The 21,802-nt window shown below is 59.5% G+C and carries 18 protein-coding genes and 2 pseudogenes; 12 read left to right on the top strand and 8 right to left on the bottom strand.

Going from position 1 to position 21,802, the window contains the following annotated elements; genetic code table 11:
* Positions 1–36 precede the first annotated feature (36 nt).
* Positions 37–384: a hypothetical protein gene (locus KM295_RS17065; RefSeq protein ID WP_418904777.1), complete on the bottom strand. Its 348-nt coding sequence runs from the start codon at positions 382–384 to the stop codon at positions 37–39.
* Between KM295_RS17065 and KM295_RS08960 the strand changes: the two genes are divergently transcribed.
* On the top strand, positions 379–1,890 hold the full coding sequence (locus KM295_RS08960) for an ATP-binding protein (RefSeq protein WP_256029600.1): 1,512 nt from the start codon (positions 379–381) through the stop codon (positions 1,888–1,890). The genes KM295_RS17065 and KM295_RS08960 overlap by 6 nt on opposite strands.
* Positions 1,891–2,049: 159 nt before the next feature.
* On the opposite strand, the gene pdxA is transcribed toward KM295_RS08960, so the two are convergent.
* The gene (gene pdxA, locus KM295_RS08955) at positions 2,050–3,027 is read right to left on the bottom strand and encodes a 4-hydroxythreonine-4-phosphate dehydrogenase PdxA (protein ID WP_256029605.1); all 978 of its coding nucleotides are present in this window, start codon (positions 3,025–3,027) and stop codon (positions 2,050–2,052) included.
* A 29-nt stretch (positions 3,028–3,056) separates the two neighbouring features.
* The gene (locus tag KM295_RS08950) at positions 3,057–4,373 is read right to left on the bottom strand and encodes a four-carbon acid sugar kinase family protein (RefSeq protein WP_256029599.1); all 1,317 of its coding nucleotides are present in this window, start codon (positions 4,371–4,373) and stop codon (positions 3,057–3,059) included.
* Between the two features lie 630 nt (positions 4,374–5,003).
* Between KM295_RS08950 and KM295_RS08945 the strand changes: the two genes are divergently transcribed.
* The 4 genes from KM295_RS08945 to KM295_RS08930 all read left to right on the top strand — a co-directional run bounded on the left by KM295_RS08945 (position 5,004) and on the right by KM295_RS08930 (position 10,511).
* Positions 5,004–6,668: a histidine kinase N-terminal 7TM domain-containing protein gene (locus KM295_RS08945; protein WP_256029598.1), complete on the top strand. Its 1,665-nt coding sequence runs from the start codon at positions 5,004–5,006 to the stop codon at positions 6,666–6,668.
* 387 nt (positions 6,669–7,055) lie between these two features.
* Positions 7,056–8,069: a PrsW family intramembrane metalloprotease gene (locus KM295_RS08940; RefSeq protein ID WP_256029597.1), complete on the top strand. Its 1,014-nt coding sequence runs from the start codon at positions 7,056–7,058 to the stop codon at positions 8,067–8,069.
* Between the two features lie 159 nt (positions 8,070–8,228).
* Positions 8,229–8,753, top strand: coding sequence for an Lrp/AsnC family transcriptional regulator (locus KM295_RS08935; RefSeq protein WP_256029596.1), 525 nt, complete (start codon positions 8,229–8,231; stop codon positions 8,751–8,753).
* A 306-nt stretch (positions 8,754–9,059) separates the two neighbouring features.
* Positions 9,060–10,511 carry a hybrid sensor histidine kinase/response regulator gene (locus KM295_RS08930; protein WP_256029595.1) on the top strand — a complete coding sequence of 484 codons (1,452 nt, stop codon included), beginning with the start codon at positions 9,060–9,062 and terminating at the stop codon, positions 10,509–10,511.
* 11 nt (positions 10,512–10,522) lie between these two features.
* Here the strand turns inward: KM295_RS08930 and KM295_RS08925 are convergent.
* A pseudogene (locus KM295_RS08925) lies at positions 10,523–11,801 on the bottom strand (RNA-guided endonuclease InsQ/TnpB family protein).
* A 538-nt stretch (positions 11,802–12,339) separates the two neighbouring features.
* Here KM295_RS08925 and KM295_RS17060 point away from each other — a divergent pair.
* Both KM295_RS17060 and KM295_RS08920 read left to right on the top strand, forming a co-directional pair.
* Positions 12,340–12,429 (top strand): hypothetical protein, encoded by a 90-nt coding sequence (locus KM295_RS17060; RefSeq protein ID WP_418904775.1) that lies wholly within the window; start codon positions 12,340–12,342, stop codon positions 12,427–12,429.
* A complete protein-coding gene (locus KM295_RS08920) occupies positions 12,429–13,214 on the top strand; it encodes a DUF7089 family protein (RefSeq protein ID WP_256029594.1) in 786 nt (261 codons plus the stop codon). Before KM295_RS17060 ends, KM295_RS08920 begins: the two co-directional genes overlap by 1 nt.
* 86 nt (positions 13,215–13,300) lie before the next feature.
* Here KM295_RS08920 and tnpA read toward each other — a convergent pair.
* Positions 13,301–13,753 (bottom strand): annotated as a pseudogene (tnpA, locus tag KM295_RS08915) (IS200/IS605 family transposase).
* Positions 13,754–13,848: 95 nt separating this feature from the next.
* Here tnpA and KM295_RS08910 point away from each other — a divergent pair.
* Together KM295_RS08910 and KM295_RS08905 are read left to right on the top strand one after the other, a co-directional pair.
* The gene (locus KM295_RS08910) at positions 13,849–13,992 is read left to right on the top strand and encodes a hypothetical protein (protein ID WP_021074811.1); all 144 of its coding nucleotides are present in this window, start codon (positions 13,849–13,851) and stop codon (positions 13,990–13,992) included.
* Positions 13,989–15,266, top strand: coding sequence for an RNA-guided endonuclease InsQ/TnpB family protein (locus tag KM295_RS08905; protein WP_256029593.1), 1,278 nt, complete (start codon positions 13,989–13,991; stop codon positions 15,264–15,266). The genes KM295_RS08910 and KM295_RS08905 overlap by 4 nt, the downstream gene beginning before the upstream one ends.
* A gap of 90 nt (positions 15,267–15,356) precedes the next feature.
* Here the strand turns inward: KM295_RS08905 and KM295_RS08900 are convergent, their stop codons facing one another.
* Positions 15,357–16,517 carry an acyl-CoA dehydrogenase family protein gene (locus tag KM295_RS08900; protein WP_256029592.1) on the bottom strand — a complete coding sequence of 387 codons (1,161 nt, stop codon included), beginning with the start codon at positions 16,515–16,517 and terminating at the stop codon, positions 15,357–15,359.
* Between the two features lie 239 nt (positions 16,518–16,756).
* Here KM295_RS08900 and KM295_RS08895 point away from each other — a divergent pair, with 239 nt between their 5' ends.
* A complete protein-coding gene (locus KM295_RS08895) occupies positions 16,757–17,164 on the top strand; it encodes a potassium channel family protein (RefSeq protein ID WP_256029591.1) in 408 nt (135 codons plus the stop codon).
* Between the two features lie 41 nt (positions 17,165–17,205).
* Here the strand turns inward: KM295_RS08895 and KM295_RS08890 are convergent, their stop codons facing one another.
* Positions 17,206–18,606 (bottom strand): DEAD/DEAH box helicase family protein, encoded by a 1,401-nt coding sequence (locus tag KM295_RS08890; protein WP_256029590.1) that lies wholly within the window; start codon positions 18,604–18,606, stop codon positions 17,206–17,208.
* 127 nt (positions 18,607–18,733) lie between these two features.
* On the opposite strand from KM295_RS08890, the gene KM295_RS08885 reads away from it, so the two are divergent.
* Both KM295_RS08885 and dnaK read left to right on the top strand, forming a co-directional pair.
* Positions 18,734–19,486, top strand: a complete 753-nt coding sequence (locus KM295_RS08885; RefSeq protein WP_256029589.1) for a nucleotide exchange factor GrpE — start codon at positions 18,734–18,736, stop codon at positions 19,484–19,486.
* A 133-nt stretch (positions 19,487–19,619) separates the two neighbouring features.
* Positions 19,620–21,587 (top strand): molecular chaperone DnaK, encoded by a 1,968-nt coding sequence (gene dnaK, locus KM295_RS08880; protein ID WP_256029588.1) that lies wholly within the window; start codon positions 19,620–19,622, stop codon positions 21,585–21,587.
* A 6-nt stretch (positions 21,588–21,593) separates the two neighbouring features.
* Here dnaK and KM295_RS08875 read toward each other — a convergent pair whose 3' ends face one another.
* A complete protein-coding gene (locus tag KM295_RS08875; RefSeq protein ID WP_256029587.1) occupies positions 21,594–21,764 on the bottom strand; it encodes a hypothetical protein in 171 nt (56 codons plus the stop codon).
* Positions 21,765–21,802 lie beyond the last annotated feature (38 nt).

Genomic DNA, 21,802 nt, shown 5'->3' with positions numbered 1-21,802 from the left:
CACAATCACTACTCTCCCGCTTCAACGCCTTTGATCTCACGACGTGATCCCCCGCCCGCTAGTGATTAAACACAGGCGTTTATTCTGCTTATCGGGAAGGGCAGTGAGGAAGTCGCCAGTGACGCTATTGCTGCCGGTGTCACCGACTATCTCCGGAGGGGGCGTGGTACCGAACAGTACGAAATCCTGGCCAACCGGATCCGCAACGTCGTCCAGGCCCGCCGCGAAGCCAAGCGGGCCGACAGACAAGAGGAGTTGACGCGCCTCACCGAGTTTACCGGCGCTCACTCGACCGACGAAACCGGCGACGCAACCGGTATCGTCGGGATCGGCCGGAGCCTGACCGAGCGACAACAGCGTGACCAACGGATACAGTTCTTGCAAACACTCGCAAACGAACTCACAGAACTCTCTATCGATTTCCTCCAGACAGAGGAGAGTGATATTGACACTCTCACTGATCGGACACTCGAAAAAATCGGGACGCTTGTCGATGCAGACCGGAGCTACATTTTCGACATAGATCATGAGGCCGAAACACTCAGCAATACGCATGAATGGTGTTCGGAGGGCGTCGAGCCACAGATCGAGATGCTTCAGGACCTTCCGCAGGATACTCTCCCCTGGTGGACACAGAAACTGAAAAACTTCGAGAAAATCATCATTCCGAACGTTTCCGAACTACCCCCGGAAGCTGAAGCCGAAAAAGAACTCCTCGAAGAGCAAAATATCGAGTCGTTGATCGTCACTCCGATGATTTCTAACGACGAACTTGTCGGTTTCGTTGGGTTCGATTGGGTGGAGAAGCAGGAAGCATGGTCGGACGAGTTCATCAGTATCCTGCGGATGGTCAGTGAACTCATAACGACTGCGCGCACACGCAACGAGCGCGAAAAGGAGTTACAGAGAATAAAAAACCAGTACGAGACACTGGCCGAGAACTTCCCCGATGGGGCGGTATACCTCATCGACACGGATCTAAAGTGCGTACGTGCCGGTGGCGCAGAACTGAGCAACGTCGGCCTGTCTCGCAGCGATGTCACGGGCAGGAAACCACACGCTCTGTTTCCCGACGAGATTGCCGACGAACTCTGTCACTACTTCAAGGAGGCGTTGGATGGGAACGCCAACAGGTTCGAACAGGACTATGGGGGTGAGCGGTACCGGATTCAAACGGTCCCCGTTCGGCCCAACGATGGGGAGATCGACCACGTAACGGCGGTTTCAAAGAACATCACCGAGTCTGTCGAGAACAGACGAGCGCTCGAACGCCAGAACGAACGATTGGAGGAGTTCGCCGGTATCGTCAGCCACGACCTGCGGAGTCCACTCAGCGTGGCCGAGGTGAGTCTCGAACTGGCACAGGAAACCTGCGAGAGCGACCACCTCGTCCGGGCAGTCGACGCGCTCGACCGGAGCCAGGCGCTGATCGAGGACCTGCTGAGATTGGCACAGGGGGGCGAGACAGTGGGCGAAATCGAACCTATTGGGCTCACAGACGTGGCCGAGCGCAGCTGGCAAACCGTGGAGACTGGATCAGCAACGCTTGAGACCCACACGACACACACTCTCGGGGCCGACGAGAGCCGTCTCCAACAACTGATAGAGAACCTCTACCGCAACGCAGTCGAACATGGTGGTGAGGACGTGACGGTGTCTGTCGGGGCGACGGAGGACGGCTTCTACGTGGCGGACACGGGCCCCGGCATCCCCGAAGCCGACCGAGAGGAGGTGTTCACTGCGGGGTACTCGACCAACGAGGATGGGACCGGGTTCGGGCTGCGGATCGTCGAACAAATCGCCGAGGCACACGGGTGGGATATCACCGTGACCGAGAGCGAGCAGGGCGGGGCCCGGTTCGAATTCACTGGCGTCGAACTTGTGGATTGATCAACAAGCGCCCTACCTTGCAGGGCTTGATTCCAACCTTTCGAGAAGTTATCGAGTATTCGGAGAGCCGGGTGTCCGAGACCATCCGAGACTGGAAGGGACGGAGTGTACCGAGACCTCGTGAAAGTCGATGCGGTAAAAGCTGTTCGAAAAAAGATTCTATCCTGTAGTCCGGGCACGAGCCATATCGACTGCGACGCCGAACGCGTCAAGCAGACTCCGTTCGGACGCGACTCCCGTCCCTGCGATGTCGAACGCTGTTCCGTGGTCGACGCTGGTGCGTATGATCGGCAGGCCGATGGTCACGTTGACACCGGAAACGGCCTCGCCGCTGCTGAACCCCAACATCTTAATCGGGATGTGACCCTGGTCGTGGTACATCGAGACGACACAGTCGAACTCGCCTTGGGCCGCGCGAACGTACACCGTGTCCGGGGATTCAGGACCGACTGCGTCGATTCCTTCCTCCCGGGCGCGTTCTACGGCCGGTTCGATCTCGGCCGACTCCGTGTCACCCAGCAAACCGCCGTCGCTCGCGTGCGGGTTCAGCCCAGCGACGCCTACAGTCGGGCCTTCGATCCCCAGATCAGAGAGTGCCTCGGCGGTCAAGCGGATAATACTGTAGACGTTCGACATCGTAACCCGCTCGCAGGCTTCCCGGAGCGGAACGTGCGTACTGACGTGTGTCACACGGAGATCGGACTCGATGAGCATCATCGTATATTCAGACGTATTGGTCCGATCCGCGAGCATCCCCGTGTGACCGGCGTATGTACTGCCGGCCAGTTTTGTTGCCTGCTTGTTGATCGGGGCAGTGGTGATACCGTCGATCTCACCAGCCTTCGCCAGTTTTATCCCCCGCTCGATATACTCTAGGCTAGCAGCACCGTACTCCTCGCGGACCTCACCGCGGACCAGCGTCTCGACGTTGTCGAGATCAAGTACTGGAATCGTCTCGCGGTCGAACCGTGCGTCGGACACGGTCTCTATACGCTGTATCGAAAGGTCCGACTCACAGATCCCTGTCGCCGCTCCAAGCACGTCTGCGTCGCCGACGACGATCGGCCGTCCGGTGTCGTGGAGTTGGCGGTAGGCCTTCACGATCACTTCCGGGCCAATGCCGGCGGGATCACCCATCGTCACGCCAATTATCGGCTGTAGGTCACTCACTGTACACCACCAAGCCCGTCGAGACAATTAATAATGGTCGTCTGGTCACCGAACCCGCCTGCCTTGGTTATCAGCGGCATCTCAGGTACGACGCCATCGATCAGCCGTCCGACGGGGATCCCGGCGTCATCCATCGTCCCTGTCACTGAGACTGTCGTGGCCTCGAGCGCGCGCAGTCCGGCCATCGCCACGTTTCCGCCGGTGAAAAAGAATCCGGACGGATGCGTGATTTGGCAGGCTTCCCCGGCGACCGTAGCGAGTCCCGTTGCGATCCGGTCGCGGATCTCCGGGTTGGAGAGGCCACGGTCTCGCCCTTGGACAAGCGTCGCCTCCACGGTGGAACGTTCGGAGGCAGCGGTGACCACGGTCGGAACTCCGCGCTCCAGTCGGTCCGCGACCTCGGCCGCCTTGTCTGGAGTTCCCTCCAGCATGCAAAGGGGGTCGAGGCGGAGTAGACAATCGTCGGGAACGTGGTTGAGTTGTTCAAACGTCGTCTCGCTGACGCTTCCCGCTACGGCAAGCGGCGTTCCGGATCCTGGCCGTGGCGTCGCCTGAGAAGCGTCAGGAGTGACGTCCAGACGAAGGTGGGCCGCGAGGCCGCCGCTACCAACGAACAGGGCATCGAACCGGGCTCCGGCTGCGGCGATCGCGTCCAAATGTGCGGCGGTTCGGGCGTCACACACGACGATCGGTGGCCGATCGTGCCGTTTGACAGCGGTGTTGAAGCGGTCTGCGATACGATCGACACCCCCTGCGACGTCCGCTCCGTCGACGTGTTCAGCCGGGAGGTCCTGCTCCGCGAACAGTGCAGTGACGTCCGAGGCGGGCGGCCCGTTTCGATCGGCGGCGAACTCCGTTTCAGCAACGGGCATCCCGCCGACCCTGTGGACACCTTTCCACGTCCACCGACCGGTAGCCGGGAAAGCAGGCGCGACTACGGCGAGATCGACCCCTGTGGCTCCCATCGCCGCGGCCACCTCCGGGCCAATGTTCCCCCGAAGCGTCGAATCAATCTTTTTGTAGACGATCGACGCATCGAGGGCCGCAACGCTGTTTCGGACCGCGTCGGCCGCATCGGCGGACGGGAGATACCGGCTGTCGGTGTTAACTGCGACCACTGCAGCGTCCGGCAACGACGCGTCGGGGGCGGCGACGACGACGGTTCCGTAGCCACGCGTAGCGACTTCACTGGCGGTGTCCATCGTCCCAGTGAGATCATCAGCAACGATGCCGAGCGCCGGCATGTTACCGTCCGTCTCCGTCTGCCGGATCGCCGAACGATCCGCTCCGATCGACTCGACACGGGGCAACATGGGGATGTCCAACCGCCGAACTTACAAACACAAGGCGAACGACTGGCACAAAAACTGGTATGCGGGAATCCTATCTAATGTTTTCGTCTGACGAAATAGGGGTAGCGGCATGGTCCCGCCAGCAGTCCCGTCGTCTCGAGGGGGCCGCAACCCAGCAACTCTCTCACCACTGCCGCCCAGGACGCTTTGCGTCCAAATCAGACAAAAGAGCCTCGACTCCCTCATGCCCCATCAGCGGACCGTTCACTTAACGGAGTTCGCGAGGATCGATATGTTCGACTTCCGGAATCTTTGGAAACAGTGTCTCCGTTGAGACGACCGGCTTATTGAGAACAGACGCACTGCCGAGGTGGGCACCATCGAAGACGTTCAGTACCTCGTACTGCTAACGGAGGTCGGCAGCGGCGTCCAATACGTCGCCAGTCAACGGGACCAGTTTGATATTTTGGCCAATAATCCCTTGATGCGCCCGTACGACGCGATCACGATTCCACTCGTTTTCTATAGCGTACCGAAGTCCGATTCCTATACCGACCGATTCGAACGGCCATCAGTACCATCCGGTCCCCATAGTACGGTTCGGTTGATCTGACCCGAACCATTACATACCAAGGTATACAATCTATCTAGATGCTCCAGTTAGCTATCGCGGGACTGTTTCTGGTTGCTGCTGGTGGCTGTCTGTGGGCAGCCTGGCGGGTACTTATACTCTATGAGCCGGATATCCACCGTCCGCTTTCTGTATTCCTTGGTTTGACCGCTGTCTGGGCAGTCTCTAATCTGTTTTTATTACTCCCTGTCCCTGTCACAGTTATGCGTGTTAGCTACACTCTCGGCTTATTTGTGGGTATCACTACTGTGGTCGTCTGGCTGTGGTTCTGTTCAGCCTACGCCGGTACACCGTATCATCATAGCCGTCCTCTTCAGCTGCTCAGTATCGGGGGAGTGGGCACCATCATCGCACTCAAACTCACAAACCCACTCCACGGATTATACTTTCGTCCGAGAGTCGTTTCAACCCCATTCAGACATTTTGCTCCCGAGGTCGGCGTTCTTTACTGGGTTGTTGCTGGACTTGCCTATGTAGGGGCTGCGATAGGTATGTACGTACTCTTTGATACCTACTATTCCTCAAATTCTAACACAAGTAAGGTGGTGATGCTGACTGTACTCATCGGGCTGCCAGTGGCCCCAAAACTACTGGCAGGTATATGGCTAGAATCGCTCGTACTGATCTTTTATGAACCGCTGGGAGCAGCAATCTTTGGAGTCGGCATCGTGACGGTAGCGAGAGATTCGTTTCTGTCAGTCCGAGCGCCAGCACGACGACAACTTCCCGACCAACTTAGCGAGGTCATTATTGTCGTTAATAACCATGGGCGAATCGCTGATTACAACGACAGCGCCGAGCGTCTGTTCAATAATCTCAAAGAGTCTCTCGGCGATCCACTTGAAGAGACCATTCCAGCGTTGGCCAGGTCCGAACGAACCAATTCACTGTTCGAGCTACAGCAAAACGGCTGCCTACGTTACTATACGGTCCGGGAGCTAGAGATACAATTAGGACCCGATGCAATCGGGCGGGCCGTGGTCCTCTCAGATGTTACAGAGCTGGAAACCCGACGCCGTCGGCTCAAACAGCAAACCGAACATCTGGAAGGCGTTACCAAAGAGATAGCTCACCAACTCCGGAATCCACTGACTATTCTCAAAGGAGAGCTAGAGCTACTACGGGACGACTCCGATTCGGAGGTATCAGCCGACAATCAAGTGTCCGGCGGTTCAATTAGTCCCGCTATCGAAGCGACAGAGCGTATCGAACAGATTGCCGACGATCTGCTCTCGTTGATCAATCACGGGAGACCGATTACGGAAACAGAACCGGTATCACTATCGGCACTGTTGAGAAGGGGATTCGATCATAGCGAAAATGGACACATGGAGTTACAGACTCCGGATAAAGAGCCAGTGGCGATCGCAACCGAGCGGACTCGGTGTAGTGAGTTATTTCGTTTGCTGTTTGAGGTACATCGTAAGCGTGGGGCGACCACTGTAAATATCAGCCGGACGGATGACCAACTGGAAATTAGCAGTGAAGGAAACCCTTTCGATATAGATACGCCAGGAGAGCTGTTTGAGTACGGGGTAGAAACAGACGAAGATGTACGAATGCTTTTGGCTCATACCCGCACGCTGGCACGGATTCATGGCTGGTCAATCCACGCGGACGTTGCCTCTGATACGCTCTCTATCGCGATCGATGACATAATATTTCTTGCTGAGGAAAAAACGTAGTAGTGGGATGTGTCGAGTCTTTTTTAGACTCCTATCCGGACGTTTCCAGCTGAAGCTGCCGTTAGGTACGTGCGAATACCATGTCACTTCAATTCCTTGGTCAACAATAGCGAATTTCGAAGTGAACGCCGGACGAAACGACAGGTGTGATTGAAACCGATCCTGACCCGTCTGAGGCGACGCTATACGTTTGTCAAGACTGTGGAATGGGGACCCAGGACCTAACGGACACGACTGAATGCCCCGCCTGTCGTGGACCACTGAAGGACACGACGCTCCCCCACGATTAGAGGAAATAATCCGATATGGGGCAGTGGATCAAGCGATCGATTGATCGGTTCATGCTGTCTGTGCTGCGGAAATGAACTACTCTCCGATGGAAACGGTATGGAAGACGTAGATCAAGAGACCGACCCTGTCGAGGCGGCGGACGACAAGCGGGATCTCTACGGAATCTCGACGTGGGAACAGCGGTCCCTCCTCGATAGCGCCTCGGTCTCAATTTACTGGTTAGCGGTTCGGACCGGCCAGGTTCTCTTGGCCCTGCTCGCAGTATTGCTTTTTTTATCTGTCGGCGGACTCAGTATCCTGAGAGAGCCTTTGATCGGCGTGCTAGCGGTCCTCTCTGCCCTCCCCGCACTGCTACTGGCGGGGTACGTCTGGTATAGCGATGTAACGACCAAAGCACCGCTATCACTGCTTGCGGCTACCTTCATACTTGGCGTGCTCACCGCAGGGCTCGCTGCCGTTGCCAATAGCTTGTTTCAGCCGGTTTTCACGGCACTCGGCGGAATCGGGATGATTCTGTTTTTCTTCCTCATCGTGGGCCCCGTAGAGGAGTCAGTGAAACTGCTTGCTGTACGGCTGTATGCGTATAACGACGCTCGGTTCGCCGCAGTTATCGACGGAGCAGTGTACGGCGCTGTCGCCGGACTCGGATTTGCGACTATCGAGAACGCCATTTACATCAGTCAAGCAGTTGGAGAAGTCGGCGGTCTGTCTCTGGGCTTGGACCTGATCGGTATCGGCGGTGATATCACTGCGACACGGGCGTTAGCCGGCCCCGGACACGTCGTCTACTCGGCGTTTGCGGGCTATTACCTCGGGTTAGCGAAGTTTAACCCCGAGAACCGTGGTCCAATCATCGTCAAAGGGCTCATCATCGCGGCGGTAATCCACGCAACCTACAACGCCACAGTCGGCATCGGTAGCGGACTGATCCAAACCCTGACCGGCCTCCCGCGAATTCCTGCCTTCTTCGTCTATGTGGTACTGTATGTAGGCGGCTTTGGCTACCTGCTCTACCGAAAAATTCAGCAGTATACAAGCGCCTACCGGGCGGGACATTCGAACGAGACGACCGAACTCGAAGACCCAGTGATCGATACTGAAACCGAGTAACTGGTTGCTCTGTCGTTTGCTCAACAGCCTTCCTTCCACCAGACATCGTGCTGAATACGCGTACTGTATCTTGCACAAGTTGAATCAATTTGTAAGTCCATCCGACTGCGAATCGACATTATGGAAAATTGTTAATGCTTGCCACGCCGACTTTTGGGTATGGGCCGTGATTTAGACGGCGTTGACCGGAGTATCCTTTATTTGCTTCAGAAGGACGCTCGGGAAACGTCAGCCGAAGCAATGGCCGACAAGGTGGGTGTCTCGGCTAGTACCATCCGCAACCGGATCGACCAACTCGAAGACGACGGGATTATCAGAGGCTATCACCCCGAGATCGACTATGAAGCCGCCAATATCCCACTACAAATCACGTTCGTAGTCTCTGCGTCACCAGCTCAACTGCAAGACTATTCCGAGCAGATTCGAGGGATTCAGGGTGTGATTGGCGTTCGTGAAATGCTGACTGGGCAACGAAACCTCCACGTCCATGTGGTTGGCACAGATACGAGCGAAATTACGCGGATTACTGACGCCATCCACGATATTGGCGCCAAAATCGAATCATCAGAAATGATGAGACAGCGGCACGTCCAACCGTTCAATCATTTTTTCTTACAAGGGACCGAAGAGATGGACGCGCGCGACAACGCGTCGGACGAAAACGACAACTCTGCAACTGAATAGGTGACGGTGATTTTCGGGATTTCGTAAATTTTGTCCAATATTCGGGCTATATCAACACCTACAGGTCTAAAAAGGCCAACAGTTTGGGTTCAATACTGTGGTATCTCGAATATGTCTATTATCGTTCACAAAATATTTATAATGATCTTTGTTTTCAACCTACTTATGAATAACCACGCGAACCAGAACAGCCAGTTCAAGCTATGAAATCGAACGAAACAGGCACAGAACTCCTCACGACTGCTGTTGAAGGGAATATTTCAAAGTACCTCAGCAAACACCGTCAGTTCTCAGCTAGGCGATTCGATGAATGAAAACCTGGCCGGTGAACCACCACATGTGCTTGCTGTTACCGCTGATCCGACAGTTGCTCAGCAGCTCCCTGACCAGCTCGGCCAGGAATTTCAGGTTACAGTGGTACAGACAGCGAACGCAGCACTAGCCACCCTCGAAGAGACCAGCGATGTGCAGTGCGTTGTAAGCGATCACGAACTCCCCGAGGTCGACGGGATTTCTCTCCTCGAAGCGGTGCGGGTCCAACATCCCAACTTCCCATTTATCATCTTCACTGGCGAAGGGAGTGAGGCGGTTGCCAGTCGGGCGATTCACGCCAGAGTGACGGACTATTTGATCACGGACCGGTTCGACAACCAATGGGATCGAGTCACCGAACTGATCAAGCAGGCCATCGAATTCCATCGGGCTCAGTCGAACCTGGCCGATATCGAAGTCCGACTACAGGAAATCCTTCAAGCGCTTCCCGATGGGGTGGTTATCCTCCAAGACGATTCCATCGAATCTGCCAACCAGGAAGCACGCGATATTCTCGGGATCGGGGACACTGTCGATCTCGTCGGTTGGTCACTTGATGACGTTATCCCGGCGGATGATACGTTTTCTGAGGACAATTTGTCGGCCATCTCAAACGGAGAGTTGTATATCGACCGCGTTGAGGTCGATTCACTCGGGACCAGCCCCAACTCGGCAGTAGAGCTCACCACAGCTCGAATCAAATGGGGGCAAGCCCCGGCTGTATTGCTGATTATTGAGGACATCAGCCCACGGAAGACCTCTGAACGGGCGCTAGCGCGGGCGAACGAGCAACTTCGCGTACTTAACCGAGTCACACGCCACGACATCCGGAACGATATGAGCGTCATCGTTGGGTGGAGCGAGGAACTCGCCCCGCATCTCGACGACGAGGGCCAAGCGATGCTCGATCGGATCCAGAAGACGGCTCAAAACGTAATTGATCTTACTATAACAGTCCGCGACTTTATTGAAGCCCTCGGAACGGACCGGCACCCTGAGTTGGAGTCGACCGCTGTCTGTGAGGTTCTTGACGCTGAAGTAGCCAAGTGTCAGTCAATGTATCCGGAAGCCACGTTCCGGGTGGACGACGAGTTCCCAGATATCAGCGTGCAGGCCGATGATCTGCTCTCATCGGTGTTCCGGAATATCCTGAACAACGCTGTCCAGCACAACCACAACGACAACCCCGTTATTGAGGTTAGGTGTAGGGCTACCGACGAGACGATCCGAATCAGTATTGCCGACGACGGGCCGGGGATTCCCGAGGATCAGAAGGACTCCATTTTCGGCCGAGGCCAAGATGGCCTGGAGGACCCCGCAGCGGGCCTTGGCCTGTATTTGGTCGATCAACTCGTCGATAGCTATAGTGGTGAAATTTGGGTCGAAGACAACGAGCCTGCTGGCAGTGTGTTCGTAGTCGAACTCAACCGCGTCCACGATGGGTGAACTACCCCTGCCTACTCAGCAACGCTTGGCGTTGCTTCGTTGAGGCAGGGGCTTCCTGTTTCAACGACGCGACTTGCAGAGACAGAGGCCGATTCCTCTGGCTCCGTAGCGGTCGCAGTCTCCACAGGCGTGTCTTCGGAGTGAACCACTCCTAGCTTCTGCAACCCGCGCTCCCAGACGTTCAACGCGGCATTATGGTCACGGTCGGTCATGTAGCCGCAACTTGGACAGGAATGCTCACGGACCCATAGCGGCTTCTCAGTTTTCACACCACACTGGTTACATCCTTTTGTGGTGTCTTCCGGATCTACTTCGATAACGTGACAGCCACGTTTGTTTCCATGATGCTTCAGGATCGTGATGAAGTCTCGCCAGCCGACTTCAGCCGTATTCCGACCATTCCTTACCCTCTAGCATCGACTTCACGTTCAAGTCCTCGACGAACACAGCGTCGTATTCACGGGTGTAGAACGCCGCCACCTTGTGTTTGAAGTCCGCCTTTTTGTTCCGCATCCGTTTGTGGACTTCAGCGACGGTCTGTCGCTGGTTCTCCCAGTTGTTCGACCCATGTTCCTTCCGGGAGAGCTTTCGTTGCTCACGTTCCAATCGCTTCCGATCGGCAGACAACTCAAGCCGATTGATCTGTCTGCCGTCAGAATCGTGGATGAGCTTCACGATCCCGAGGTCGATCCCGACCGTATCTTCCGTGTGTATGTCCTCAGGAGCTGGCTTGTCGGGTGTATCTCTTTCGACGTTGAGGCAGGCATACCACGCACCTGTCCGGTCTTTTTTCACCGTGACGTGTTTTACCTCGGTTTCGTCTGGGAGGTCACGGTGAAGCCGGATTGGTACGTCGATAGTCTTGCTGTTGACTTTTTTGAGTGTGAGAATTCCACGTCCGTTGGAGCCATTCTTGTTATCGAGTTCGAAACCCCGCTGTCGATACGTGAAACTCCGGTACTCGTGTAGTGGTTTCCAGTTCAACGATCCAACATTGTATCCAGCATCTCGGAGTTTACCGAGATTGTTGACGTTGGTTTCGATCCGTTCAACCGCCTGTTGTAGCACGGTCGAGTAGACATTATTCAGATCGGTCCACCAGTTTTTGAGGTCCGGTAGTTCATCCCGGACCTGCATCACCCGTTGTCTGACCGTGCCTGCATCCTCGGGAATGCGGTTGAATCGGTGCAACGCGTGGTTGTAGACTTGCCGCACAGTATCACGCACCCAGTCCAGGAGCTCCCGTTGATAGCTGGTCGGGAACAGTCTGTATTTGAGTACGTAATCCATGCGCTGTACGTTGATTGTGTAGTGCGAGATAGTTAAGTGTAAGTTTTCCTTGCAGGGCGATTCATCCCCACCCTACTCGCTCCCTATGGTCGCTCCTTGAGGATGGGGGCTTCTCGCCCAATCAGCTAAATCGCCGGTTGGTCGACAAATCTTCACGTGGATAGCGTGGTCAGCCGCCTGTTATCCCTATAGTTGATAATGAGATACCTGCGACGGGCACGGCTGAAATTATAGTAGTCGGTAGAAGTCAGGGCAGGTCCGCTCGCGAGTGTCCGGCCAGCGTGGCTGTCGCTGGCCATCCTGCTGTGAGTGGTGTATAAACAGTTCTACTGACTACTATAGGAGATGGTTCTGTGCGAGACGTGCGCCCTACATCTTGCAAACCAGTCGACGACAATATCATGCATCCGATAGCTGTCTCACCGGATTAGACGAGAGTGCCCCCGGTTTCCCGTGGCGGATGCCCAGACGGACCCATCGCCGGCGCCGAAACGGAAAACTGAAGGCTTTAAATCGCTTCCCGGAGAACTGAGCGGACATGAGTCAGGCCACCAAAGTCGTCCTCGGGACGATCGGCGCCTCCGTCGTTGTCGGACTGCTATTGCTCGTCGTTATCGCGGTCGTCTGATGTTCGATCGACGGACACCCGCCGGCGAGGTAGCCGCGGTCCGCGACGGACACGCCCCCGGGGCGCTCGTCTTCGATGTCGGGCGGGACTTCGAGACGCTCCCGCCCGCCGTCGCCGAGAACCTCCTCGCCGTCGTCGAGTCGGTCGATCCACTCGAGTACGACGAGGCCTGGATCCCCGACGGCGCCCCGGAGACGCTTTCGAAACTCGCTTCCGACACTCTCACGATCGGTGCCCCGGGGGACGGCGGGGTCTGTTGGACCCGACAGACGACGCCGCCGGCCGTCTTCGTCAAACCCAGGCTGGCCGGCTCCCCCGAGGGGTTCGTCCGATTTCTGATCGCCGAGGCGCTCGTCGAGATCGGCCTCGGGGTCCCGGAGCACTTCCTCGGTTTCTTCGGTGACGCCTACCGGTCCCTCGACGAGGCCGTCCCTCTCTCCCCGGCAGACACCTACCAGCTCGCTGCCGCCCTCCATACGGCCCACGTCGGCCTCTCGACCCGCGACGTCTTCGCCGGCTGGGCCGACACCGCTACCGACCTCCACGCCGAGTGGGACGACGCCGGCGGGCGGCTCGAACCCCGCCTCGAGGACCTCTCCCGGGACGTGGCCGTCGGCCGGACGGAGTTCGCCGACGCTGCGGAGTTGGCCTGTAATGCTGTCAAACACGGCGTCGAACTCCCGACGCCGTTCGACGCACTCGATACGGTCGCGTACCGGGAGCACGGCGTGGAGTTCGCGGTCCGGTGGGCGGAAAAAACGTTCGAGGCGCTCGAGGACGCCTGATCGATCAGCCACGACCGCGGTTTCTACAGGCGGAACAGGCCGAGTGCCTCGGGGCTTGACCCCGAGGGTGAAGGCCGTAAGCCCCGTTAAACGTGTTCCGTTCGCTCGATATACTGCTCAATCGTGTCGGTCGAAACATCGCCTGCCGTCCCAACGTAGTACGATTCCTCCCAAAATCCGCCACCCCACAGATACTCCTCCAAGAAAGACTCGTGCTGTTCCCACATCTCCCGCGCCGTGATGCTCTTGACCGTTCGCACAATCTCGCTCGGTGCGTGCTTCGGGTGGGCTGACAGGAACAGGTGTACGTGGTCAGGAGAGATGTGGAGTCGTTCGAGAGACGCGGTCTCTCGTGATCACGAAAATCTCCGATTTTCGGACGACGACAGTATTTCGTAGCCGTACTCGTCGCATACGTCGCGGAAACTCGCTTCCAGCGAGTCCTCGATTGGTTCGAGTATCGCGTGGCGGTACTTCGGGCACCACACGAAGGGGTAGTTGACGTTGTACACCGTGTGGTTCGACCGCTTCTCGCCCATACCTACCAGTACAACGATCAATCAAAAGTATTCTTTGAGATAACTTACAGACTACCACCAGTAAACATTTAAGCGTGGAGAGACAAGGGGTAGACGTGACGAAGCAACTCAAGGTATCCGACGCCGTGTACGATGACCTTGACGAACTCAAGGACGAGGAGGGGCACACGAGTTTCGACAGCGTACTCCGCACGCTCCTCCTTCACTACCGTCACGTCCAACCCAACGACCAAGAATGACCAACGAACAGGCTCTCGTCAAGACGCTGGATTTCCAACTCGACATCCAGAGTGACAACGAGGGCCTGCTGTACGACGCCTCCCTCGAAGCGCGGTCGGTGTACAACGAAACCATCCGCCTCGCCAAGCAAGGCGTTGATTGGGACGCAATCCCTGACCGAGTGGGCGACGACGCCGACCTCGTGAAGAACACGACACAGCGCGTTGTCGCCAAAGCACTCGGCGCGATGGAGAATCACTACGAGTACGACGACTTCGGCCAACCGAGCCACACCAAGGACGGTGCGTACCCGCTTCGTGCGAACTACGAGGAAGGGTACAACCTGTCGCTCACCGACGACGGTGACGTGGCGTTCCGCATCAGCACGAAGCCCTACAAGCACGTCATAGGCGTTCTCGAAGGCGACGACGCCCACCTCGATATTCTCAAGACTGCGCTCACGAGCGACGAGTGGAAGATTGGGACGGCAGAAGCCCTCTTCCACAACGACAACCCCGAGCTGCACGTCAACGTTACCAACACCGAGCAGACCGTTCGGGACAAGCAGGACTCACGAACGGTCGTCGGCGTGGACGTGAACGAGGACAACGTGGCTCTCACCGCGCTCTCCGAGAAGGGCGTCGAAGACACGCTTGTTATCGACTTCCCCGAAATCAAGTTCGAGCGTCACCGTTACTTCACGATGCGAAAGCGTGTTCAGAACGCGGGGAAGCAAAGGATGCACGACACGTTGGAAGGACGCGAGGAACGGTTCGTCCGTGACCGACTCCACAAGGTGAGCCGTCACATCGTGGAGTGGAGCCACCAGTTCGAGAAACCGTGTATCGTCTTTGAAGACCTCAAAGAGATGCGCGACAGTATCGACTACGGCACGCGGATGAACCGACGCTTGCACCACCTCCCGTTCCGCGCCCTCCAATACTACACGTCGTACAAGGCGTCGTTCAAGGAGATTCCGACCGCGTGGATTAACCCCGAGTACACGAGTCAACGGTGTCCGCTCTGCGGGCATACGGAGCGTGCGAACCGCAATAAGAAGCGGTTCAAGTGTCGGTCGTGTTCCCATCAAGACCACAGCGACCGTGGTGCAAGCGTCAACATCGCCGTGAAAGGCATCGAAAAATATCAGGACTGGAATGTGCCTGCTCTCAACAGCCTTCCCCAAGTCAGGAAGGTGCGACGGCAGGCATCGGGGGCCGTGGACGCCCCGACCGTGACCCACGACGCCGTTCGAGGTTATCAGACCGATGGTGTCGTGGGAGTGTCCGACTAATCCACGGGAAGCCTCGGGGTCGTACGGAAGACGAAGTCTTCCGTGATGACGAGACGCTCCGCGTCTCGAACCACTTGACCCCGAGGCGGTTCACTGATAGGCCTGCAGTCCCGTGAGGTCCTCCCCGAGGACGAGCGTGTGGATGTCGTGGGTCCCCTCGTAGGTGTAGACGGTTTCGAGGTTCGCCATGTGACGCATCGGCGAGTAGTCGGCGGTGATGCCGTTGCCACCCAGCATCTCGCGGGCGATCCGGGACTGGTCGCGCGCCATCCGGACGTTGTTGCGTTTGGCCATCGAGACGTGCTGTGGGCGCATCTCGCCGCGTTCCTTCAGTTCGGCCAGCCGGTCCGCGAGCAGCTGTGCGAGCGTGATCTGGGTCGCCATCTCGGCGAGTTTCTCCTGTTGGAGCTGGAACCGCCCGATCGGACCGCCGAACTGCTCGCGTTCGGTCGCGTACTCCCTGGCGGTCTCGAAACAGTCTCTGGCCGCGCCGACCGCACCCCAGGCGATCCCGTAGCGGGCCTGCGTGAGACAGGACAGCGGCCCCTTCATCCCCTCGACGTCGGGCAGGACGGCCGACTCCTCGACGTGGACGTCGTCGAGGTGGATCTCGCCGGTGATCGACGCCCGCAGGGAGAGTTTTTCCTCGATTTTGTTCGTCGTCACACCCGCCGTGTCGGTATCGACGAGAAAGCCACGGACCGTGTCGTCGGCCGAGCGGTCCTTCGCCCAGACGAGGGCGACGTCGGCGATCGGCGAGTTGGTGATCCACGTCTTCGTGCCGTCGAGGACGTAGCCGTCGCCGTCCCGTTCGGCGTGGGTCTCCATCGCCGAGGGGTTCGACCCGTGTTCGGGTTCGGTCAGGCCGAAACAGCCGATCGCCTCGCCGGCGCTCAGGTCCGGCAGGTACCGCTCTTTCTGTTCGTCGCTGCCGTAGGCGTGAATCGGATACATCACGAGCGCGCCCTGGACCGAAGCCATCGACCGCAGCCCCGAGTCGCAGGCCTCCAGTTCCTGCATCAACAGCCCGTAGGCGCGCTCCGAGAGGTTCGGCAGCCCGTAGCCGTCGAGGTTCGGTGCGTAGAAGCCGAGTTCGCCCATCTCGGTGATGATCTCCTTCGGGAACGTCCCCTCGAGCCAGTGATCACCGATGTCGGGTCGCACGCGGTCGCTGACGAACTCCCGGGCCGTATTCCGGACCATCCGTTCTTCCTCGGTCAGATCCGATTCGAGATCGAAGTAATCGAGCATACCCGCTGTTGGGCCCGACGTGACAAAAACACTCGCACCGCTCTCGATTACAACGGTCGCGGGCCGAACGCCAACGGCTTCAGCCACGGCACAACGACACTCGATCGAAGATTCACGAGCGACCCCGGGGCACTCGGCCTGCTCCGCCCGTAGAGGCCCTCGTCCACGCCGCAGGCTTATCGGCCAATATTTCATCTGTGCGTCGATTTATTAGCGCTTGACCCGATTCCTTGATAACGATGCGCAAGGACGTTCTGGTCGTCGGCGCCGGACGGGTCGGATACCGGGTCGCAGAGAGGCTCGGATCGCAAGGACACACGGTCACTGTTGTCGAACAGGACGCGGCCAGATGCGACGAGATATCCCCCCGGGTCGATCAGGTCATTCAGGCCGACGGCACCGACCCGGCGATCCTCAAAAAGACTGACATCGAAACCTTCGATACCGTTGCGGCGCTGACCGACGATATCACCGCCAACCTCACTATCTGTGAAACAGTCCACGAGCAGGCTTCCGAAGCCCGAACCGTCCTCCGGATCGAAGAGGACGGTCAACAGGATTACGGCTACCGATCGTTCGTCGATCACGTTGTCTACCCCGCGGCGGCAGGTGCCGACATCGCGACCGAGAAAATCATCAAAGCGTGAGCCGACCGCTGGCGATCGGCTCGGAGCTGGAAGCTGTCCGTTCACCGACGCCGGCTGGAGATCCGCTCTTCGGCCGTCTCGCTCGTAACGACCTCGTATAACAGCGCCCGCCCCACCCGGCTTTGTTCGGTGGGTTCGTCGGTTTCCGTCCGTTCGTCGCCGCCGTCGCGTTTCGGCCGCAACACTCGACCGAGCCGCTGGGTGAACTCCCGCTCGCTGCCCGACCCCGAGAGGACGACCGCGACGTTCGCGTCCGGGACATCGACGCCCTCGTCGAGGACGTTCGCCGCGACGATCCGGGAGTACTCGCCGCGGCGGAACCGATCGAGGATCTCCCGGCGCTCGTCGGCGCCCGTCTCGTTCGTGATCGGCGGGATCAGGAACCGCCCGGCGAGTTCGTAGACGAGATCGGTGTAGGCGGTGAAGACGATGACCCGATCCGTGCGGTGACGACCGAGGATCTCCGCCAGCGTGTCGATCTTCCGATCGGCGTTCATCATCACCTCGCGTGCCCTCTGTTTGGCCAGCAGGGCCTCGCGGGCCTCGGGGTCCGATCCCGACCGCTTGACGAGTTTCTGGTAATCGCTGCCGCTTCGTAGCTGGAGTCCCGACCTGGCGAGATAGTCGGTGAACGTCCCCTGGAACCGTTCGTAGCGTTCTCGCTCTTCGGGCGTCAACTCGACCTCGATCCGTTTGATGTCGTAGTCCGCGAGGTGTTCGCCGGCCAACTCGTCGGCCGACAGCCGGTAGACGACCGGCCCGACGAGTTCCTCGATCACCTCGTGGGCGCCGTCAGGCCGTTCGAACGTCGCGGTGAGCCCGAGCCGCGCCGGTGCGGCCGTCAACCGCGCGATGTCGCGGTACCCCTCGCCGCCGAGGTGGTGAATCTCGTCGAAGACGACGAGACCGAACCGATCGCCCAGTTCGTCGGCCCGGAGGTACGCCGAGTCGTAGGTGGCGACCGTGATCGGCTCGACGCGCTGGGTGCCGCCGCCGAGCCGGCCGATCGCCGTTCCGTCGCCGAACTCGGTTTCGAGTTCGCCCTGCCACTGTTCGAGGAGGTCGATCGTCGGGACGACGACGAGCGTCGGGGTGGCAAGCGCCGCGATGGCCCCGATCGCGAGGACGGTCTTGCCGCTGCCGGTCGGCAACTCGACGACGCCACACTCCCCGTTCTCGCGCCAGGCGTCGAGTGCCTCGGTCTGATAGCCCCGGAGGTCGTAGTCGGTCGTGAAACCGCCGACAGCCGCGGTATCGAGACCCCGATCCTCGAGGGGAAGCCCCCGGTCGATACAGGCCTCCAGCAGGGAGCTATACCGGTGGGCGGGCGCGCGATACGTCTTCGAGCGCGGGTCGGCCTCGACGAACGACAGCCCCTCGAGTTCGGCGGCCGCCTCCCCTTCGATCCGGATCGTTCCCTCGTCGTACCGTAGCGTGACCACAGCAGTTCTCGGCGACCGGAGGGCTTAATTCCGGCGGGCCGTCCAGTCCCTCGGCGCTCCCTTCGCGGAGCCCCCACGACGGCTCGGTTTCTCAATCCTTATTGTCGCCGGCCGGTTCCCTTCGTGTATGAGCGACCAGGACGGAGACGCCGTCGGATCGACCCCCGCCGGCGAGGAGCCGCCGGCCGGAACGAACGGGGCGGAGACCGAACCCGAGTCCGAGTCCGAGTCCGAGGCCGAGCCCCAGCCCGGCTCCGAGGGCGAAGACGGCGGACCGCCGCTCGAGAAGATCGCCGAACGGATCGAGGACGAACCCGCGGGGACGGTCGCCGAGGAGATCGTAACGCTCCGCGAGGAGGTCGCCGAGCTAAAGACCGACCGAGATGACCTCGAAGAGCGGCTCAAACGCAAGCAGGCGGAGTTTCAAAACTACAAGAAGCGACAGGAGAAACAGCGCAAAAAGGAGCGTGCCCGCGCGACGGAGGCGCTCGTCGAGGAGCTGATCGAGGTCCGGGACAACCTCAAGCGCGCGCTCGAACAGGACGAAAGCGCCGACATCCGCGAGGGCGTCGAGGCGACGTTCCGGGGGCTCGAGGAAGTGCTCGAGGGGGAGGGCGTCGAACCCGTAGAGCCCGATCCCGGAACGGCGACCGATCCGACGCGTCACGAGGTGCTCTTGCGCGTCGAGAGCGACCAGCCCGAGGGGACCGTCGCCGACGTCCATCGCCCCGGCTACGAGATGGCCGACAAGGTGCTTCGCCCGGCGCAGGTAACCGTCTCGGAGGGGCCCGGGGACGCGGGCCGGACAGAAGCCGCATCCGACGCCGACGGACCCGACGACGGCGATGACGATACCGACGCCGACAGTCCAGACGAATAGCGGTTCTGTTTATATCCCCCGGTCTGGGGAACGGCCGGAGGACAAAACCGCAGGACAGAAGCCGCATCTTTGAGAGCGCTTCTCGCCGCGTCTAGCAACTTTTAACCGATTCAATCCGGTACGTACGGACAACATGGCGAGCAACAAGATCCTCGGTATCGATCTCGGTACCACCAACTCCGCGTTCGCGGTGATGGAGGGTGGCGATCCCGAGATCATCGTCAACAGCGAGGGCGAACGGACGACGCCGTCGACCGTCGCGTTCACCGATGACGGCGAACGGCTGGTCGGCAAGCCGGCGAAGAACCAGGCCGTCCAGAACCCCGAGAAGACGATCCAGTCGATCAAACGCCACATGGGCGAGGGGGACTACACCGTCGGGATCGACGACGAGGAGTACACGCCAGAGCAGATCTCGGCGATGATCCTCCAGAAGATCAAACGCGACGCCGAGGAGTACCTCGGCGACGAGATCGAGCGGGCGGTCATCACCGTCCCCGCGTACTTCAACGACCGCCAGCGGCAGGCGACGAAGGACGCCGGCGAGATCGCCGGCTTCGAGGTCGAACGGATCGTCAACGAGCCGACGGCGGCGGCGATGGCCTACGGGCTGGACGACGAGTCCGACCAGACGGTGCTCGTCTACGATCTGGGCGGCGGCACCTTCGACGTCTCGGTGCTCGATCTCGGCGGCGGCGTCTACGAGGTCGTCGCCACCAACGGCGACAACGATCTGGGTGGCGACGACTGGGACGAGGCGATCATCGACCATCTGGCCGACTCCTTCGAGGACGAACACGGGATCGACCTCCGGGAGGACCGGCAGGCCCTCCAGCGGCTGACCGAGGCCGCCGAGGAGGCCAAGATCGAACTCTCCTCGCGGAAGGAGGCCTCGATCAACCTCCCCTTCATTGCCGCGACCGACGAGGGGCCGCTCAACCTAGAGGAGAAGCTCTCGCGGGCGAATTTCGAATCGCTCACCTCGGATCTACTCGAGCGGACCGTCGCGCCGACCGAGCAGGCGCTCTCGGACGCCGGCTACTCGAAGGGCGACATCGACGAGGTCATCCTCGTCGGTGGCTCGACCCGGATGCCACAGGTCCAAGAGAAAGTCGAGGAACTCACCGGCCAACAGCCCAAAAAGAACGTCAATCCCGACGAGGCGGTCGCGCTGGGTGCGGCGATCCAGGGCGGCGTGCTGGCGGGCGACGTCGACGATATCGTCCTGCTCGACGTGACGCCGCTGTCCCTCGGGATCGAGGTCAAGGGCGGGCTCTTCGAGCGACTCATCGACAAGAACACCACCATCCCGACGGAGGCCTCGAAGGTCTTTACGACGGCGGCGCCGAACCAGACCTCGGTCAACATCCGCGTCTTCCAGGGCGAACGCGAGATCGCCGAGGAGAACGAACTGCTCGGCGCCTTCCAGCTGACCGGCATCCCGCCGGCGCCCGCCGGAACGCCACAGATCGAAGTGTCGTTCGATATCGACGAGAACGGCATCGTCAACGTCTCCGCCGAGGACCAGGGCTCCGGTAACAGCGAGGACATCACCATCGAGGGCGGTGTCGGGCTCTCCGACGAGGAGATCGAAGAGATGCAACAGGAGGCCGAAGAGCACGCCGAGGAAGACCAGAAGCGCCGCGAGCGGATCGAGGCCAGAAACGACGCCGAGTCGACGATCCAGCGGGCCGAGACGCTCCTCGAGGAGAACGAGGAGGCCGTCGACGAGGACCTCCGAAGCGATATCGAGGCCGCGATCGAGGACCTCCAAGAGATCGTCGAGGACGACGAGGCGACGACCGAGGAACTCACCGAGGCGACCGAGGACCTCGCCGAACAGCTTCAGGAGATCGGCAAGCAGATGTATCAAGAGCAGGCCGCAGGTGCCGAGGGCGCCGGTGCCGGAGCGGGCGCCGGCGGCATGGGCGGTATGGGCGGTGCCGGTCCTGGCGGCATGGGCGGCATGGGCGGCGCTGGCCCCGGTGGCATGGGTGGTGCCGGCCCCGGCGGTCAAGCCGGCGCCGGCCAGGGCAGCGACGAGGAGTTCGTCGACGCCGACTTCGAGGACGTCGACGACGAGGAAGACGACGAGGAGTAACCCCGGTCAGTACGCCGGTTCCGGCGTTTCGCTTTCGCCTTTGAACCGATCCCACAGCCACAAAAGCAGGAGAAACGGCACGAGCGGGAGCAAAAGCAGCATCGCCCCGAGCCCGATGACCGTATCCAGTATCCGGTTGCCGATCGACGGGCCCGAGGGTGAGGCGTTCTCCGACATACTCGAGGGTAGATGGGACGGTCACATAACGGTGATGC

It is taken from the genome of Natronomonas aquatica, assembly GCF_024449025.1.
GTDB classification, from domain to species: Archaea; Halobacteriota; Halobacteria; order Halobacteriales; family Haloarculaceae; genus Natronomonas; species Natronomonas aquatica.
The sequence above is the reverse complement of the archived record's forward strand: the minus strand, read 5'-3'. Positions and strand labels throughout refer to the sequence as shown.